Origin of the sequence: Pantoea sp. (assembly GCF_039594315.1) — a bacterium.
GTDB lineage: Bacteria > Pseudomonadota > Gammaproteobacteria > Enterobacterales > Enterobacteriaceae > Pantoea.
The window spans coordinates 123,077-139,678 of sequence record NZ_JBCNNP010000003.1; the positions used below are offsets into that span (position 1 = coordinate 123,077).

Here is a 16,602-nt window from a genome sequence, read left to right on the forward strand (position 1 = left end):
GTTATGAACATGACTCGTCATTTTGCGCTGGCCGCCAGCGCCGCATTGCTAGCGTTTAGCGCCGTCGCCGCCGATAACTACAGCGGCACGCTGAAAGTGGGTACCACCGCCGCTTTTGCGCCGCCGCTGGAAACTGCGGTGGCTGAAGCCAAAAAACAGGGCTTGAATGTTGAGCTGGTGGAATTCACCGACTGGACTGCACCTAACGTCAGCGTGGAAAACGGTGATATTGATGTGAACCTGTTCCAGCACAAACCTTTCCTCGAGAACGCGAATCATCAGGGCGGATTCCATCTGGTGCCCTTTGCACCGGCAATCATCAATAACATCGGCCTTTATTCCAAAAAACATAGCGCGATTGACCAGATTCCCGATGGCGGCACGGTGGCGATTGCCAACGATCCGATTAACGGCGCACGCGGCCTGCTGCTGTTGCAAAAAGCCAAACTGATTACCCTGAAACCGGGCGTGGGTCTCAAATCCACCGTGGATGACATCGTCGCGAATCCAAAGCATCTCAAGATTATTGAAGTGGAAGCGGTGCAGCTTTCACGCTCGCTGGATGAAGTGGATCTCGCACAGGGCTATCCACACTATCTGCGCCTGTCGAAAACCATCGATCCCAACAATGCGCTGCTGTTTGATGGCCTCGAGCATCCCGAATATGTGATTCAGTTTGTGGTGCGCGATGGACATCAGAACGATCCGCGGTTGGCGAAGTTTGTTGATATCTACCAACATTCTCCAGTGGTGCGCGCCAAACTGGATGACTTCTACGGCAAGCTGTATCAACCGGGCTGGAGCCAGTAAGCATGGTTAGCCTGAGCCTCCCCGGGGAGCGCGATGCGCTGCTGTCACCGACGGCCGAGACGACAGGGAACGTTCATGTGCAGATTCGTGGCTTGACGAAGCGCTATGCCGGACAAACGCAGGAGGCGCTGAAGAATGTCGATTTGCAGGTCAAGCGCGGCGAGATCTTCGGCATTATCGGCCGCAGCGGTGCGGGTAAATCGACGCTGATTCGCTGTCTCAATCGGCTGGAAAATCCCACCGGCGGTAAGGTAGTGATTGATGGTATCGATCTCGGCAGTTTAAGCGATCGTCAGCTGGTGGATTGGCGGCGGCGTACCGGGATGATTTTTCAGCACTTCAATTTGCTGTCGGCGAAAACGGTGCGTGAAAACATCGAATTGCCACTGAAAGTGGCCGGAGTACCGGCGACAGAACGTCAGCGCAAAGTAGACGAGCTGCTGGCGCTGGTTGGGCTGGAAGCGCGTCAGCATGCGTGGCCCGCGCAGCTTTCTGGTGGGCAGAAACAGCGCGTCGGTATTGCGCGTGCGTTGGTGCACGATCCGGAATTGCTGCTCTGTGATGAAGCCACGTCGGCGCTCGATCCGGAAACCACGCGATCCATCCTGGCTCTGTTGAAGAAAATCAATCAGCAGCGTCACATCACTATCGTGCTGATTACCCACGAAATGGATGTGGTGCACGATCTCTGTCATCAAGTTGCGGTGATCGATCAGGGGGAAATCATTGAGCGCGGTGCGGTGTGGCAGGTTTATAGCAATCCGCAGCAAGAAACGACGCGGCAACTGCTCAATCCGCAATTCAGCACGCTGCCGGAAGCGGTTCAACCGTTATTAACGCCAACACGTCAGCGGGCAGATTCCCGCGTGCTGGTGCGCTTACGTTATACCGGACAAGGCGCGCAGCCGGATTTGGCCGCGCTCAGTGCGCGGGTTTCCGGCGAGTTAACGCTGGTGTACAGCGCCGTTGAGTGGGTGGATGGCAAACCTACTGGACAGATGTTGCTGCTGCTGGATGCGCGCCATGAAACGGATGCGGTGCAGCCGGTGTTGACACAACTGGCTGATCAACTGGAGATACCCGGCTATGTCACTGGCTATTGATCGTTTATGGATAGGGCTGCTGGATACGCTGCTGATGGTGGGCGTGTCATCGCTATTGGCGCTGGCGTTGGGATTGCCGATGGCGGTGATTTTGGTGGTAACCGGACGCGGCGATCTCTTTCCCAATCCGCTGTTAAATCGCGTGCTAGGTTGGTTGGTGAATCTGTTCCGCTCGATTCCTTTCTTAATTTTGATGGTGGCGCTGATTCCGTTTACCCGCTGGATTGTCGGCACCACTTACGGCGTATGGGCGGCGGTGGTACCGTTAACGCTGGCGGCGACACCCTTCTTTGCGCGTATTGCGGAAGTGAGCCTGCGCGAAGTGGACAAAGGGTTGACTGAAGCGGCGCAGGCCATGGGTTTTCATCGCTGGCATATTATCTGGCATGTGCTGCTGCCTGAAGCGCGCCCCGGAATCGTCAGCGGATTTACCATTACGTTGGTGACGATGATCAACGCCTCGGCCATGGCGGGTGCGATTGGAGCGGGCGGTTTAGGCGATCTGGCGTATCGCTACGGTTACCAGCGTTTTGATATGCAAGTGATGTTGACGGTGATTGTGGTGTTGGTGGCGTTAGTGACCGTATTGCAGTTCTGCGGCGATCGGTTGTCGCGGCGATTGAATCATCGTTAATTGCGGTGCGGTGATGGGCAGGGTCGCCATGGATGGCGACCTTACGGCGCGTATGGAATTTACCGAATCTGCAATCCTTCTAACGCCGCCAGCAACGCATCGACTTTCGGTAGCAGTTGTTTGCGGCGCGGCCAAATCAGCGACAACGCCAAGCCGTCCGGTTGCTGTTCGGGCAGAATAATCTCCAGATCGCCGCGCGCCAACGCTTCACGCACCAGCCATGACGGCATTTGCGCCACGCCCAGCCCGGCAATCAATGCCTGCATCTGCGCATCGACATCACCTAACGCCATGCGGTGCGGCACATTGCGCCAATGCGGATGCCCATCTTCGGTCATAAATAGCCACGGCTTGGTGCTGCCATCAACGCGTTCATACATGATCGCCTGATGTTGCAGTAATTCACTTTCACTGTGCGGACGATCCACGCGGTTTAGATAGGCGGGTGCGGCGCAAAACACCATGCGCTCGCGGCCCAGCTGTCGACATCCCAAAGAGGCAGGCAGATCGGGCGAACCGCCAATGCGCACTGCCATATCAATCCCTTCATCAAACAAGTCGATAAAACGATCGGAGAAACTCAGATTGAGTTCAACCTCCGGATGCTGCTGGCAAAACGGGATCAGCAGCGGCATCACTTCCAGCCGACCGTAAGTATTCGGCACCGCCAGGCGTAAACGCCCAGAAGGAATGGTGCGCTGCGCCGCCAGCACCGCCTCCGCTTCGGCCAACTCTTCCATGATGCGCAAACAAGTTTGGTAATAGGCGTTACCGGCATCGGTAAGTTTCAGGCTGCGCGTGGTGCGCTCCAGCAGACGCGAGCCAAGACGTGTTTCCAGCCGCGTGACGCTTTTGCTGATTGCGGAACCGGTGAGATGCAGGCGTTCAGCCGCGGCGGCGAAACTGCCACTCTCGACGCTGGCAACAAAGGGGACGATATCTTTCAGGCGCTGATCGTGCATCGATTAGTGAACTCAGGTTGTGAATGCTGTGAATTAATGCCAGAGATGAGAATTTTATTCTCTATTAAACTCATCATTACTGAAACTGAGGAGAATTGAAATGCAAAAGCAGGCATTGATTGTGGGCATCAGCGGTGTGATTGGCCGCGCGCTGGCAGAAAAATTACAGCACGAAGGTTGGCAAGTGTCCGGCTTGTCGCGTGGACGTGGCGCGGTGCCAGACGGTTGCCGCAGTTTGACCGCTGATCTTTCTGATGAAGGTGCTGTACGCGAGGCGCTGGCGCAGGAAAAACCCGATGCGCTGTTCTTTAGCGTGTGGTCGCGTCAGGAAAATGAGAAAGAGAACATCCGCGTGAATGGCGCGATGGTGCGTAATGTTATTGAGGCGTTGGGGGAGCGTTTGAACGGCGCGCATGTGGCGTTGGTCACTGGCCTCAAACACTATCTCGGTCCATTTGAAGCCTATGGCAAAGGTGCCGTGCCGACCACGCCATTCCGCGAGGAGCAGGGCCGCCAGCCGGTTGATAACTTCTATTACGCCCAGGAAGACGAAGTGTTCGCTGGTGCGGAGAAATATGACTATCGCTGGAGCGTACATCGTCCGCACACCATTGTTGGCTATGCGCTGGGTAACGCGATGAACATGGGCCAAACGCTGGCGGTGTACGCCACGCTGTGCCGTGAACAAGGTTTGCCGTTTATTTTCCCCGGATCACCAGAGCAATGGAATGGCGTCTCGGATGTCACCGATGCCGGTTTGCTGGCGGAACAACTATTGTGGGCAGCAACCTCACCTGACGCAGCCAATCAGGATTTCAATGCGGTTAACGGCGATGTGTTCCGCTGGAACTGGCTGTGGCCACGTTTGGCGGCTTATTTCGGCGTGGAAGCGGCGGCGTATCCGGCGCAGATGATGCCGTTGGAAGGGCGCATGCAGGATGCGGCTGACGCTTGGCGCGAAATCGCGGCACGTTATCAATTGCGTGAAGCCGATATTAACAAACTGGCTTCGTGGTGGCATACCGATGCGGATTTAGGGCGTCCGATGGAAGCGTTTACCGATATGAGTAAAAGCCGCAAAGCGGGTTTCACCGGTTATCGCTCTACGCTGGATGCGTTTACTCAACTGTTTGATCGGTTAAAAGCGGAGAAGGTGATTCCGCAGTAAGTTGCCGGAGGTGCGCAAAAATGCGCACCCAACGCTGTAAGGTCGCCATTTCTGGTGACCGGATCATTTCATCGTCACCCAGCGTTTCCCCACCAGCACCGTCATCGCCACAATCGTCACGATGGCCGCCAGATGCATCACGAAATCCAGCGGATGCAGATGCACCGGATGGCAAAATGCCAGCAGCGTCACCGCCATGCAGGATACGCCTAAACCGGCCATCGCCAAACTGCGCACCGGATGCAGTGCGCGGGTGCGGCGCAGGCTGGCGATCATCAACGCCATCATCGGCGTACTGACCACTAACAGAAAAGTGAAGCAGCGCGTGCTGTCGTTATCATGCTCGATCGGCGCCTGGCCGGGGATTTGGCTAAGGCTAATGCCGAGCCACAGTAGCGCAATCGGTAATAATGCTTTCCAACTGATGCTGCGACGTCCTGGAATGCTCATGTTGAATGCGCTACGAATCGCCAATGTGCCGAGCACAAAAGCCAGCACCAGTTGCACCATCGCTTGCATCGCGCCGGGCTGCGACCAGTCGGTGAAGCTGCGTTGTACCAACAGGCTCGCCAGTATGCCGCACGGCAACGCCAGCGCCAGCCAGCGAATGACGCGCCAACCGGTGGATCGCAGCGGTTTAACCGGCCGCATTTCGCGCCCGAGTTTTTCAATTAACAGGTCATGATCGGTCATGATTGGCTCCAAAACGGCGCAGATTGGTTAGCGCACGGTGTAACAGCGATTTCACCGCGGCGACACTCAAATTGTTATGCGCGGCCGCTTCCGTCAGGCTCATTTCGCACAGATGCACATGTTCCACAATTTCACGCTGACGCGAAGGTAACTGGCGCAAATAGCCGGCCAATTCATCCTGCGTATCATGCTGTCGTGGCGATTCCGGTGCGCTGGCCGCCGCCGACTGCGCTTCATCGTGGATTTCCCATTGTTGATGGCGGCCACGGCGACGCAGCGCATCAATGGCGCGCGCCGAGATGATGGCCATCAACCATGGCAAAAAAGGGTAGGCCGGATCGTAGGTGTGACGCACCCGATGCACCGTTAGCAGCACATCCTGAATCACATCTTCTACCAGTGCGTCATCGGTGAATTGTTTGCGTATTTGCCCACGAATCACCGGCACCAGTGCTTTCAGCAGTCGGGTATAGGCGAGTTGATCGCCCGCCTGCGCCCGTTCCATTAGCGCGGGCCAACTTTCGCGCGCGCTATCGCTTGTTTGCATAATCCGCCTTGTTGATCTTTACGCCTTTTTGCTTGCCGCCTCGTTCAACGCATTCACCACAATGCTCGGTGTTAACACCTGCGGCAACACTTTCGGCGGTCCGCCATCAGCGGGGTACACCAAATACATCGGTAAGCCACCTTGACCGAACTCGCTCATGGTGTCATCCACGTCCGGGTTAAATTTAGTGGAATCTGCCACCATGTACAGCGTACCGGTTTTGGCTAAGGCGTCCTTAACGGCTTGGGTCGAGAGTGAGGTTTTCTCATTTACCTGACAGGTGATGCACCACGATGCGGTGAAATCGACAAAAATGGCTTTACCGTGCCCGCGTTGCGCTTCGACCGCTTGCGGCGTCCATTTGGCTTTGGCTACTTCAGCGGTGACTTGATCGCCCGCTAATTCTGCGCCGGGTTTGATCAGGCTTGGCAGCGGGGCGATAACGGCCACAATCAGCACCGCGGTCACCGCAAATAATACCTTGTGGCTTTTGCCAGCAAAGTGGCGATGTTGCGCCATGCCATACAACCAGCCGGCGAAAGCGACAATCACCGAGGCGGCCAGTAAGGTTGCCAGTGCGGCGCTGCCGGCTTGTTGCGCCAGAATCCACACTAACCAGGCGTAAGCGCCAAACATCGGGAAGGCCAATCCGCGCTTTAACACATCCATCCACGCGCCAGGACGTGGCAGGAATTTTGCCAGCACCGGGAACAACGAAACCAGGGTGAATGGCGCGGCAAAACCTAACGCTAACGCGAAGAAGATCACCAATGCGATGGCGGGCGGCTGCACCAGCGCATAGCCAATTGCACTCGCCATAAACGGTGCCGCGCACGGCGTAGCGACAATGATCGCCAGCGCGCCAGTTAACGCTGAGCGCACAAATGCACCGCGACCGACTTCCATCGATCCTACCCGCTGCACGCTTAAACCCACTTCAAATACGCCGAGTAGATTGAGCGCAGCGGCAAGGATTACTAGCGAAAGCAAGGCAATAACTAATGGCGATTGCAGCTGGAAACCCCAGCCAACGGCGGCACCGCCAGCGCGGGCTGCCAACAATATACCGGCCAGCGCCATCATGGTGACGACCACGCCGAGTAAAAAGCCCAAACCTTCACGCCGCGCATTCGCAGCATTATCTGTGTGACGTAATAAACCCAGCGCTTTCAGCGAGATCACCGGAAACACGCAGGGCATTAAGTTGAGAATGATGCCGCCAATAAAGGCGGCCAGCATGGCGGTTAACATCGCTGGCCTCTTTGCTTAGTTAGTTTGCGGATGAGATGCGTCGTATTGCTTCACGGCGTCCATCGCTTTGGCGATATGCGTTTCAGGGTTTCTATCAGTGTAACTCAGCAGAATGTTGCCATCTGGCGCGATCACGTACGAGGTGCGATCCGACAAGGTTTTGCCTTTCATCTGCATGGTGGTTTCATATTGTGCCGCCACTTTCGCGCCGGGATCGGCTGCTACTGCAAACTTATCGCGGCATTCCAGTTTGGAGAAATCGCTGACCTGATCGGTATTACCGGCGGTAACGCCGACAACAGTGGCACCCATTTTGGTAAAGCTATCGGTGGCTTCAGCAAAATCGTGTGCTTCGATGGTACAACCGGCACTAAACGCCGCTGGGAAGAAGTAAAGAACAACCGGGCCTTTCTGGAGAGCTTTTTGCAGCGAGAACGTCATTGGTTTACCCGCCAGCGCACCTTGCAACTGGAAGTCAGGTGCTTTCGCGCCCACCGGCAATGCGGCACCGGCGTTAAATGCCGATAAGCCCAGCGCGGCGGTAATGCTCAGGGTACAAACAAGGGATTTCATGCGTTTCATTTTCTGCTCCTGCGAAGTAGGGGAGTTCCGATTTGGGTGACTCATTAATGCAGTTCGCTGGGGCGGGGAGGAAAGTTTCGGTTGAGGTGAAAAATATTTTTTACGAGCACTTCAGGCTGATGCGCTGATGCACACGGCATCCATCGTTAGGATTAGCTGTAAACTTTACCGCTAATGTTGATTGCGACGAACCTCGTTTTCACAGTTTGGTTTATTGGCTGTTATTTGTGCTCTCTTGAATAGGGTGTGTATAATATTTTATACGCACACGGATTCGTGTGGGGCATAATGCAATGGATGAAAAGATAATCGATTGGCGAGGAACGTCGCTGGAGGATGTGAAAGTTTTTCCACAGGACGTAAAAAAGGAAGTGGGTTTTGAGCTTAATAAGGTGCAGCACGGACATAGCCCAACTAATTTCAAACCTGTTAACCGCTGGGGGGCAGGTGTAATTGAAATCAAAATTAAAGGTGAAGATGGCGAGTATCGAGTTGTCTATGTTGCTAAATTTGCAGAGGCTATTTATGTTTTACATGCTTTCAATAAAAAGACCCAGCAAACTAGCCCAAAAGATGTGAAGACCATTTCGGAACGTTACAAGGTAGTTGTTGAAGAGCGGAGAAAATTACTATGACCGATGATATTGATACTTCATCGCGACACAAGACCAACGTCGGTGGCAATGTTTTTGCTGATCTCGGTTTCGAGAGAAGTGAAGCGGATGCTCTTCTTGCGCAATCTCAGCATGAGATCAGTCGGGCCGACGAACTCAAAAAACAGCTCATGAAGGAAATTGCTGAATGGATATCTTTCAGTGGGCACAAACAAATTGATGCAGCGAAAATTTTGCATGTTTCCAGGCCCCGAGTATCTGATGTGGTAAATCAAAAAACGGAGAAGTTCACAATAGATTCTTTGGTTTGCATGATTGCGGCGATGGGGAAAAAAGTACAATTGGTTATTGAGTAATCATGTTTTGCAAGATGATCAATTCTCTTACGTAACATGGCCAGATTTATCGCTGGCCGTTTGTATGTTGAGAGCGACTTAGATCTGATTCGTCGGCCGTATCCCCCGACAAAACAAACTCAACGTATGCTGCACAATGATTTCGCGGTTAAAAGCGGGATCGTTGGCAAAGCGGGTAAACGGCACCAGCACCAGACTTAGAATCGACGTCATTAGCAGTTGCGGTTCCAAATCCGCGTTGAGTAGACCTTGTTGCTGCCAGCCTTCAATCAGCTTTTTCACTTCATCACGTTCACCGTGGCCAAAACGTTTTTTGATGTGCTGACCTAAACCGCCTTCACCTTGCATCACTTCCTGCATCCACAACGGCGCAAACCAACTATTCGAACTGACAATATCCGCTACTTCGCGGATGAACGCGCTGAAAGTGGTGACAGGGTCACGCGGATCATTCGTGAAATGCGAGACTAAGCGCTGGCGCAACGGTAAAAACCGCTCTTCAACCACGATATCCAGCAAACTTTCCCGCGACTGAAAATAGTAATTGAGCATCGCCGGACTCACGCCCGCCTTGCGCGCAATCGCATTCAATGAGGTTTCACCGATGCCATTTTCGGCATACAGCGCCAGTGTGATATCCAGCAGCAATTCACGTTGCTGCACGTTGATCGCACCACCGCGCGGCCTGCCGGGACGGCGCGGTTTGGCGGCTGTGGTTTTCTCATCTTCAGGGACTTTTCGTGCGGTCATCTTTACTCGCTTGCTTGATTCGTGTCAGACTGCGCTCAATATTAATTGTGTATTTAATTAATTTCAATCGGTGTCTGTTATGAAACCCCAAACACTCGCGCCGCAATCGACCAGCGAGAAGGAGAATCCTCCTTCAGTCCGCTTACTGATGGGCGCTTTATTACTGGTCATGCTGCTGTCTGCATTAGACCAAACCATCGTTTCTACTGCCTTGCCAACCATCGTTGGTGAGTTGGGCGGGCTAGATCGCCTGTCGTGGATCGTCACCGCCTATATGCTGGCATCGACCATTGTGGTGCCACTGTACGGTAAATTTGGCGACCTGTTCGGGCGCAAAACCGTGCTGCAAATCTCGGTGATTCTATTCCTGATTGGCTCAGCGCTGTGCGGGCTGGCGCAAAATATGGAGCAGTTAATCTTTACGCGTGCGCTGCAAGGATTGGGCGGCGGCGGTTTGATGGTGGTGAGTATGGCGGCGGTGGCCGACGTCATTCCACCGCAGGATCGCGGTAAATATCAGGGCTTGTTCGGCGGCGTGTTTGGCCTCGCTACGGTGATCGGCCCGCTGCTGGGCGGATTTATCGTGCAGCACGCCTCATGGCGCTGGATTTTCTATATCAATCTGCCGCTGGGTTTGTTCGCTTTAGTGATCATCAACGCGGTGTTCAAAACCGATAACAAGCGCAAGCCGCATGAAATCGATTATCCCGGCGCGGTGTTTCTCAGTCTGGCGTTAGTTGGCATTACGCTGTTCACCAGCGAAGGTGGCACGCTGCGTGAGTGGTCTGATCCGATTTTATGGTGCGTGCTGGCCTTTGGTTTAATTGGCGTGATCGGTTTTATTTATGAGGAGCGTCGCGCATGGGAACCGATTATTCCGTTGTCGCTGTTCCGCAATTGCAGCTTTTCACTCGCCAGTTTGATGGCGTTTATTGTTGGGATGTCGCTGTTTGGTAGCGTGACGTTTTTACCGCTCTATTTGCAGGTAGTGAAAGGCTCTACACCAACCGAAGCCGGTTTGCAGTTGCTGCCATTAATGGGCGGATTGTTGGTTACCTCGATTATCAGCGGGCGCATTATAAGCCGCACCGGCAAATATCGGCTGTTCCCGATTTTCGGCACTCTGTTAGCGACCATTGGTATGGCATTGCTGACCACGCTGACGTTGGATGCGCCGCTGTGGCACATCTACCTGTTTGCCTGCGTGTTGGGAATGGGCATGGGGATGGTGATGCAAGTACTGGTGCTGGCGGTGCAGAACACCGTAACGCCGGACAGTATCGGCGTAGCTACTTCGTCGGTGACGCTGTTCCGTTCAGTCGGCGGTTCGATTGGCGTGGCATTGTTTGGCGCGGTATTTAGTCAGGTGTTGAAATCGGGACTGACTACGCTGGTGGAGCAGGGCAAGGAGTTACCCCGCGCGTTAGATCCGGTTGCGGTGCATCATTTGCCGAATGATGTGCAGCAAGCTTATTTACAGGTATTTGGTGACGCGGTACACGCGGCATTCCAAATGGCGGCGGGCGTTATGCTGCTCGCATTTATATTGTCGCTGTTCCTGCCTGAATCACCGTTACGTAATCAAGCCAAACGCTAAGAGAATTCTGCACTGATGTCGTGACATCGGTGCAGAATAAATTATCAGCACAGATTGACGGTTAAATAATCTCCGCTCAGTTAAACCTGCCTCGAAATATAGATTTTTAACTCAAATACAAGATGTTACCGTTACGTAAACTTAGGTAAAAACCCTCCGCAATTAAAAGTTTTCAGTGCGCAGCTATTTATTTCTGCAACTTTTTTACGGTATAAGTCTCTAAACACCGTCTCCCTCAGCGAAAACATCATCACATGATCAATTCTGCGGCCACCAAAGTTATTGCCTGCCTGTTCCTTTTTGCTCTGGCAGGATGTTCATCAAAGTCTTCACATGCGCCAGCCGATGAAAGCGTGGATACTTCCGCAGACGGTGGCAAGCAGCCGGATTTGATTCCGGTGATCGCGGCACTGCACGATCAAATGCATTCGTGGGAAGGCACCAAATATCAGTGGGGCGGTACGCAATTAACCGGCGTGGATTGTTCAGGTTTTGTCTGGCGCACGCTGAAAGATCGTTTCAATATTCCAATGGATCGCGTTACCACCAAAGAATTAATCGCCATGGGCAAACCGGTTGATCAAGCGCATTTGCAACCCGGTGATTTGGTGTTCTTTCGTATCAAGCGCGAGCTGCACGTCGGTTTTTATGACACCGATCACCAGTTCCTGCACGCATCCGTTAGCCAGGGCGTAATGCGTTCGTCGCTGAATAATCCGTATTGGAAATCAGTTTATTTAGAAGCCCGCCGCTTACCGAAAGAGCAAAATTCGCAGATCAGTTTCAATTATAAAAATAAGGTGTGATGTTGGGTGGCCTTTTACAGCCACCTAATGGATTAAAACTGATACGAAACGCTGATTGAGAAACTGCGCGGCGCACCATAAACATAACTGTTCATGTAGCTGTAATACTCGCGGTCAAATAGGTTATCGACGTTAGCTTGTACCGCCACTTGTTTCGTGACCTGATATTTCGCAAACAGCGACGCCAGTGGGAAGCTCCCTTGATACACGCGTACGGTATCACCTGATGCATTCGTCGCATCCTCAAAGACACGATTCTGCCAGTTTAGCCCGCCACCCACGGTTAAATCCGGCATCATCGGCAATTGATAGCGGGTAAACAATTTGAATGAGGTTTGCGGCTGATAACTGTTAAAGCGCCCCAGTTTATCGCGCGCTACATAACGTGTTGCGCCAAAAGTGAGTTGTAGATTGTCCGTCAACGCGCCATTTAGCTCAAACTCCGCACCTTTACTGATCGCCCCTTTCGCTGGCGCATAAGCCTGTTCGCTGCCGCTGAGATAAACCCCATCAATAGCCTGACCCACGTTATCCTGCTCAATGCGGAATATCGCCATCGTGGCTGTCAATCGTCCATCAAACCACGCTGATTTCAAACCGGTTTCGTAGCTTTTACCAGTGACCGGCGCCAGGTATTTTCCGCTGGTATCGCGGTAAGTTTGTGGCAGGAAGATCGAGGTGTAACTGCCATAAGCCGACCACGTATCGTTGATGTCGTACACCAATCCGGCGTACGGCGTAGTGTTGTTTTTGGTCATATCGCCGCTGCTGCCGTTGGTGCTCCATTGGGTGTAGCGCGCGCCGATGATCAACGACAAGGGATCGGCCAACGAGAAGCGGGCGGCGGTGTAAGCGGATTTTTGGCGGATGGTGTCGTTGGCATTCAGATACCAGCCTTGCCATTGCGGCTCGGCAATATTGCCATTCCAGCTGTTGTTGAAAATGCCCATATCGCTGGCTGCAATATCGTAGTTTTCAAGGTCGGTCACGCCATCCTGGCTATAGGTGGCATTGTGCTGACGACTGTAGCTTACGCCAGCCATTAATTGATGCTGGCGTCCTAATAGCTCAAATGGGCCGCTGGCGTAACCGTCGAACGAATCCATCTGACGCTTGCCACGATCCATGCTGCCGTAGCCGGTGGCACCTTCACCGCTGTCCTGATCGGCATAGCCCGTGACATACAGCAGTTTGTCGTTAAAAGTATTCTCCGCGTGCGTGCCATTGACGTGGATATTCCAACCGTTATCAAAATTGTGGTCGATATCGGCGAAGACTTTGCGGGAGTTGGTGTTGTAGCGCGCCCAGTTTGCGGCGGAATTGAGGCTGCGATCGTAATGTGTGGTGGCGTTGTTGCTGTAGAACATCGGCAAGCCGCCCCACGTTGGATTGCCGGTATTGGCATCTTCGTAGTCATAGCCCAATGACAGCGTGGTGTGTTCGCTGATGTCGGCATCAATTACGCCGTACAGAAAATTTTTGGTTTTGTGGTAGCGATCGAGCCAACTGTCTTCATCGCTATAACCTGTTACCACGCGACCACGCAAACTGCCATCCTGATTGAGCGGTGATGAGATGTCGGCAACGTAACGCTGTTTGTTCCAGCTGCCGTAACTGGCGCTAACCGTGCCGGTGAACGTTTTGCTGTCGGCATGTTTGCGCACCATGTTAATTGAGGCAGAAGGGCTGCCCGCGCCAGTCATCAAACCGGTCGCACCGCGCACGATTTCAATGCGATCGTAAATCGCAGTATCGGAAGCGGCATCACCGTAGTTCCAACTGTCATTAACTGAGGTGGGAATACCATCAAAGCTGAAATTGCTGATTTTGAAGCCGCGCGAATAGTATTCCGAACGTTCGCTGTCGATCAGATTGGTGGAGATGCCGGTGGCATTGGTTAGCACATCATTTACTGATTGCAGATTTTGATCCTGCATGCGCTGTTGCGTCACCACGCTGAGAGATTGCGGCACATCGCGCGGCGTCAGTAGCAATTTGGTGCCAGCGCGCGTGGTTTTCACTGCGTAATCCTGCTTTTCACTGTCGTCATTGCCATTGGTGTCGGCGTTAACCACTAAGTCTTGTTGATCTTCGTCGCTGGTTGCGGCGGCTTGTGCCATTGCGGGGATCAACAAGGCGTGAATCGCCATCGCCAGCAATGAGACGTTAAAGGTTTTCATAAACATTCCCTGAAAATAATTTTAATTGAGGCTTTGCTGCCTCGTTTGTATTTGTCTGCCACTTCCGTGTATGCCGATGCCGATGCTGGGGCTGGGGCAGGGGCAGGGGAATGGCATACAATGCGCCACTGATATTTGTTGAGAAAGCTAATGATAATCATTTGCTTTAAATAATCTTGCGAGGTTTTATCGGCAATTGAAACAATATGTAAACATTTTATTAATCAATATAATAAGACGTAAATTAACCGGTTAATTGCTGTTGTTTACGGAATTCAGGGTGGGATCGCAGGGCGGATTGACAATTTTTAAAGACTTGATGGCATGTGATTTAGAGCAAAAAGCGGGTGGGGGATGAGGTTAACTAACAAGAAAGTTGCTTCCTGTATGCTAATGCGTATGATTCTCATTCTTCTTGTACTCCTCCGTGCGCGTGCTCGCGTAACGGAGTCGTTCATCCATTGATGGAGTTGAGCATGAAATCGTTATTTAGCCCGCGCAAAGCCGCCGTTGCCGCAGCGATTGTTGCTGCATTCAGCCTGACGGCTTGCCAGGCACCTGCTAAAAAAGCCGAATCGCCTACCGCAGCTGAAACTAAGAAACCTGTCGATACCGCAGTCACACAACGCACCTTGGGCGATGGTCTGTACGAAATGGCCTATTCTCCAGCTGCGAAAGCGCTTTATGTTGCCAGCGCGCAGAGTTTCAAAGACGTTAACGGTGGCGTGATTTATCGCCTCGATCCAACCAGCCTGGAAACGAAAGGTCAGACGCATACCGATCTGAAAAACTTCGGCACCGCAATTGATGAGCAGGGCAACGTTTTCTACACCACTAACTCGCTGGATGGCGCCATCTCGAAAGTGGATGCGCAAAGCGGCAAAGTGCTTGAACGTTTGGTATTCCCAGGCAAAAAGGACAAAGAAGGATATCCGGCGGGCGCACGTGAAGTGTTGTGGCACGGTAACGAATTGTATGTCGGTCGTGTAGCGGATCCTGGCTACATTTCAGTGGTGGATGTTAAAACTTTCAAGCTGAAAGCCACGATTAAAAATGCAGGCAAGTGGGTCACCGGGATTATCTATTCACCTCTGACCGAACGCATTTACGCCACTAATGGCGCAGGCGAAATTCTGGTGATCAACCCACGCACGCATAAAATCGAAAAACGCTGGACTGCGGGCGATGGCAAAGAATATCTGTTCCTGAACATGGCAGAAGATCCTGCCACCGGTCGTCTATTTGTGACCGATGATTCCAAGGGCAAAGCGACGCTGGTATTTGATGAGCGCAGCGGAAAAGTGATTAAACGTATTGCAGGCGATGCATTGGGCATTAAATTCAACGCCAAGCGTAATGAGCTGTATATCAGCCAGCGCGAATCGAAGAAAGTGCTGCAATTGGATGCCACCACTTATGCGGTAAAGAACAGCTGGTCGTTTGATAATAATCCAAATAGCTTGCTGATTGGACCGGACAACAACACGTTGTATGTCACGTTGAAAGCCGAGTTCAATAAAGACTCTTCCACTAAAGGACAGGATCAGATTGCGCGTATCGCATTGAAATAAGGCTGGGCAGCAGGGCGGCTGTATCGCCGCCCTACGATTTTATTTGTCCAGTAAGCCAAAACTTCTTATAACGTGCTGGCGGATGACCGACCAAATTATGAAAGATACGATGGAAATTATTCACGTTATCGTAACCTACCGCATTCGCCACTTCCGTCACGCCTAATTCGGTACTTAATAATAAATTTTGTGCTTCGCCAATGCGACGGCGCGTTTGATATTGTTTGGGTGAATAGCCGGAATACGCTTTAAAAACATGCGCCAGATAAAATTGGTTCATGTTCATGGCGGCGGTAATTGAACTGAGAGCAATGTCTTCTTTATAATGGTTATCGATATAATCTTTAATGCGCTGACCTAACAAAGTATTGCTGCTTTCTTGTTCCTGCTTATTCTCAATCCAAATATTACGACATAGCAGCAATAACACGCCTAATAAATGATCGCCCATTTCAGAACTGTATAAACGCTTACTGCTGACGTGCGACCACATTTGATCAAACAGTTGGCAAATCTCCTGATAAAACTCACCGCTCGGCATCACCGCGGTTTGATTGCGCGGGGTAAGCACATTCATCGGTAAACCATCAATTTTTAACTGCTCAACGCCGCAGCTATAAATCAGTAAATCTTCCGTCGCGTCTGGATTTTCGTCATGTAATACGTTGGCATTAAACAGCAGTAAATCGCCTTGTTTAACGTTGTAGCCGCGTCCATCAATATTATAAATGCCGCGACCAGCGCGGATAAACATCACCTCAAAGCGATCGTCATGCTTATGCATCACCCGTGGAATGGCTTCTTCTGGGCCTTCAGCGCGGCAGATAAAGCTCAAGCGCGGCCGCAGATTGTTGTCGAAGCCGCGTGCAGAGGGATGCTCGTTCAGGCAAAAAGTGATCATAATCTCTCCTTTGAGGATGCCGCTATTCTGGCATGAGTTCAGACCGTGCGTAATCATCAATATTGCTTTTTATTAAC

The 16,602-nt window shown here is 52.3% G+C and carries 17 protein-coding genes; 9 read left to right on the top strand and 8 right to left on the bottom strand.

All coding sequences use genetic code 11. The annotated features are described in order from the left end of the window. The first annotated feature begins 3 nt into the window (after positions 1-3). From ABDW13_RS03660 to ABDW13_RS03670, 3 genes are read left to right on the top strand one after another with little or no spacing between them, the layout of a single operon-like run. On the top strand, positions 4-810 hold the full coding sequence (locus tag ABDW13_RS03660; RefSeq protein ID WP_343551053.1) for a MetQ/NlpA family ABC transporter substrate-binding protein: 807 nt from the start codon (positions 4-6) through the stop codon (positions 808-810). A gap of 2 nt (positions 811-812) precedes the next feature. Further along, positions 813-1,913, top strand: a complete 1,101-nt coding sequence (locus ABDW13_RS03665) for an ATP-binding cassette domain-containing protein (protein ID WP_343551054.1) — start codon at positions 813-815, stop codon at positions 1,911-1,913. Then, on the top strand, positions 1,897-2,547 hold the full coding sequence (locus ABDW13_RS03670) for a methionine ABC transporter permease (RefSeq protein ID WP_343551055.1): 651 nt from the start codon (positions 1,897-1,899) through the stop codon (positions 2,545-2,547). Before ABDW13_RS03665 ends, ABDW13_RS03670 begins: the two co-directional genes overlap by 17 nt. Positions 2,548-2,606: 59 nt before the next feature. On the opposite strand, the gene ABDW13_RS03675 is transcribed toward ABDW13_RS03670, so the two are convergent. Beyond that, entirely contained in the window at positions 2,607-3,509 is a 903-nt protein-coding gene (locus tag ABDW13_RS03675) for a LysR family transcriptional regulator (protein ID WP_343551056.1), read from the bottom strand. A gap of 100 nt (positions 3,510-3,609) precedes the next feature. Between ABDW13_RS03675 and ABDW13_RS03680 the strand changes: the two genes are divergently transcribed. Next, entirely contained in the window at positions 3,610-4,677 is a 1,068-nt protein-coding gene (locus tag ABDW13_RS03680) for an SDR family oxidoreductase (protein ID WP_343551057.1), read from the top strand. Positions 4,678-4,740: 63 nt separating this feature from the next. Here ABDW13_RS03680 and ABDW13_RS03685 read toward each other — a convergent pair whose 3' ends face one another. From ABDW13_RS03685 to ABDW13_RS03700, 4 genes are read right to left on the bottom strand one after another with little or no spacing between them, the layout of a single operon-like run. After that, positions 4,741-5,370: an NrsF family protein gene (locus ABDW13_RS03685; protein ID WP_343551058.1), complete on the bottom strand. Its 630-nt coding sequence runs from the start codon at positions 5,368-5,370 to the stop codon at positions 4,741-4,743. Next, the gene (locus ABDW13_RS03690) at positions 5,357-5,917 is read right to left on the bottom strand and encodes a sigma-70 family RNA polymerase sigma factor (RefSeq protein WP_343551059.1); all 561 of its coding nucleotides are present in this window, start codon (positions 5,915-5,917) and stop codon (positions 5,357-5,359) included. The genes ABDW13_RS03685 and ABDW13_RS03690 overlap by 14 nt, the downstream gene beginning before the upstream one ends. 18 nt (positions 5,918-5,935) lie before the next feature. Further along, the gene (locus tag ABDW13_RS03695; protein WP_343551060.1) at positions 5,936-7,168 is read right to left on the bottom strand and encodes a thioredoxin family protein; all 1,233 of its coding nucleotides are present in this window, start codon (positions 7,166-7,168) and stop codon (positions 5,936-5,938) included. A gap of 15 nt (positions 7,169-7,183) precedes the next feature. Further along, positions 7,184-7,750, bottom strand: a complete 567-nt coding sequence (locus tag ABDW13_RS03700) for a peroxiredoxin (protein WP_343551061.1) — start codon at positions 7,748-7,750, stop codon at positions 7,184-7,186. 293 nt (positions 7,751-8,043) lie between these two features. Here ABDW13_RS03700 and ABDW13_RS03705 point away from each other — a divergent pair, with 293 nt between their 5' ends. Continuing rightward, positions 8,044-8,385: a type II toxin-antitoxin system RelE/ParE family toxin gene (locus ABDW13_RS03705; protein WP_343551062.1), complete on the top strand. Its 342-nt coding sequence runs from the start codon at positions 8,044-8,046 to the stop codon at positions 8,383-8,385. Next, positions 8,382-8,720: an XRE family transcriptional regulator gene (locus tag ABDW13_RS03710; RefSeq protein ID WP_343551063.1), complete on the top strand. Its 339-nt coding sequence runs from the start codon at positions 8,382-8,384 to the stop codon at positions 8,718-8,720. The genes ABDW13_RS03705 and ABDW13_RS03710 overlap by 4 nt, the downstream gene beginning before the upstream one ends. A gap of 78 nt (positions 8,721-8,798) precedes the next feature. Here the strand turns inward: ABDW13_RS03710 and ABDW13_RS03715 are convergent, their stop codons facing one another. Continuing rightward, positions 8,799-9,470 (bottom strand): TetR/AcrR family transcriptional regulator, encoded by a 672-nt coding sequence (locus tag ABDW13_RS03715; RefSeq protein ID WP_343551064.1) that lies wholly within the window; start codon positions 9,468-9,470, stop codon positions 8,799-8,801. 79 nt (positions 9,471-9,549) lie between these two features. Between ABDW13_RS03715 and ABDW13_RS03720 the strand changes: the two genes are divergently transcribed. After that, on the top strand, positions 9,550-11,067 hold the full coding sequence (locus ABDW13_RS03720) for an MDR family MFS transporter (protein ID WP_343551065.1): 1,518 nt from the start codon (positions 9,550-9,552) through the stop codon (positions 11,065-11,067). 254 nt (positions 11,068-11,321) lie between these two features. Further along, positions 11,322-11,873 (top strand): NlpC/P60 family protein, encoded by a 552-nt coding sequence (locus tag ABDW13_RS03725; protein ID WP_343551066.1) that lies wholly within the window; start codon positions 11,322-11,324, stop codon positions 11,871-11,873. Positions 11,874-11,905: 32 nt separating this feature from the next. On the opposite strand, the gene fhuE is transcribed toward ABDW13_RS03725, so the two are convergent. Continuing rightward, positions 11,906-14,053, bottom strand: coding sequence for a ferric-rhodotorulic acid/ferric-coprogen receptor FhuE (gene fhuE, locus ABDW13_RS03730; protein ID WP_343551067.1), 2,148 nt, complete (start codon positions 14,051-14,053; stop codon positions 11,906-11,908). A 476-nt stretch (positions 14,054-14,529) separates the two neighbouring features. Between fhuE and ABDW13_RS03735 the strand changes: the two genes are divergently transcribed. Further along, a complete protein-coding gene (locus ABDW13_RS03735) occupies positions 14,530-15,624 on the top strand; it encodes a YncE family protein (RefSeq protein ID WP_343551068.1) in 1,095 nt (364 codons plus the stop codon). A 31-nt stretch (positions 15,625-15,655) separates the two neighbouring features. Here ABDW13_RS03735 and ABDW13_RS03740 read toward each other — a convergent pair whose 3' ends face one another. After that, the gene (locus ABDW13_RS03740) at positions 15,656-16,525 is read right to left on the bottom strand and encodes an AraC family transcriptional regulator (protein WP_343551069.1); all 870 of its coding nucleotides are present in this window, start codon (positions 16,523-16,525) and stop codon (positions 15,656-15,658) included. Between the last annotated feature and the right edge of the window lie 77 nt (positions 16,526-16,602).

Coding starts and splice junctions, on each gene's coding strand:
- ABDW13_RS03670 (WP_343551055.1), top strand. CDS start 1,897: ATGTCACTGGCTATTGATCGTTTATGGATAGGGCTGCTGGATACGCTG.
- ABDW13_RS03680 (WP_343551057.1), top strand. CDS start 3,610: ATGCAAAAGCAGGCATTGATTGTGGGCATCAGCGGTGTGATTGGCCGC.
- ABDW13_RS03740 (WP_343551069.1), bottom strand. CDS start 16,525: ATGATCACTTTTTGCCTGAACGAGCATCCCTCTGCACGCGGCTTCGAC.
- ABDW13_RS03725 (WP_343551066.1), top strand. CDS start 11,322: ATGATCAATTCTGCGGCCACCAAAGTTATTGCCTGCCTGTTCCTTTTT.
- ABDW13_RS03705 (WP_343551062.1), top strand. CDS start 8,044: ATGGATGAAAAGATAATCGATTGGCGAGGAACGTCGCTGGAGGATGTG.
- ABDW13_RS03715 (WP_343551064.1), bottom strand. CDS start 9,470: ATGACCGCACGAAAAGTCCCTGAAGATGAGAAAACCACAGCCGCCAAA.
- ABDW13_RS03735 (WP_343551068.1), top strand. CDS start 14,530: ATGAAATCGTTATTTAGCCCGCGCAAAGCCGCCGTTGCCGCAGCGATT.
- ABDW13_RS03660 (WP_343551053.1), top strand. CDS start 4: ATGAACATGACTCGTCATTTTGCGCTGGCCGCCAGCGCCGCATTGCTA.
- ABDW13_RS03710 (WP_343551063.1), top strand. CDS start 8,382: ATGACCGATGATATTGATACTTCATCGCGACACAAGACCAACGTCGGT.
- ABDW13_RS03685 (WP_343551058.1), bottom strand. CDS start 5,370: ATGACCGATCATGACCTGTTAATTGAAAAACTCGGGCGCGAAATGCGG.
- ABDW13_RS03690 (WP_343551059.1), bottom strand. CDS start 5,917: ATGCAAACAAGCGATAGCGCGCGCGAAAGTTGGCCCGCGCTAATGGAA.
- ABDW13_RS03665 (WP_343551054.1), top strand. CDS start 813: ATGGTTAGCCTGAGCCTCCCCGGGGAGCGCGATGCGCTGCTGTCACCG.
- fhuE (WP_343551067.1), bottom strand. CDS start 14,053: ATGAAAACCTTTAACGTCTCATTGCTGGCGATGGCGATTCACGCCTTG.
- ABDW13_RS03700 (WP_343551061.1), bottom strand. CDS start 7,750: ATGAAACGCATGAAATCCCTTGTTTGTACCCTGAGCATTACCGCCGCG.
- ABDW13_RS03720 (WP_343551065.1), top strand. CDS start 9,550: ATGAAACCCCAAACACTCGCGCCGCAATCGACCAGCGAGAAGGAGAAT.
- ABDW13_RS03695 (WP_343551060.1), bottom strand. CDS start 7,168: ATGTTAACCGCCATGCTGGCCGCCTTTATTGGCGGCATCATTCTCAAC.
- ABDW13_RS03675 (WP_343551056.1), bottom strand. CDS start 3,509: ATGCACGATCAGCGCCTGAAAGATATCGTCCCCTTTGTTGCCAGCGTC.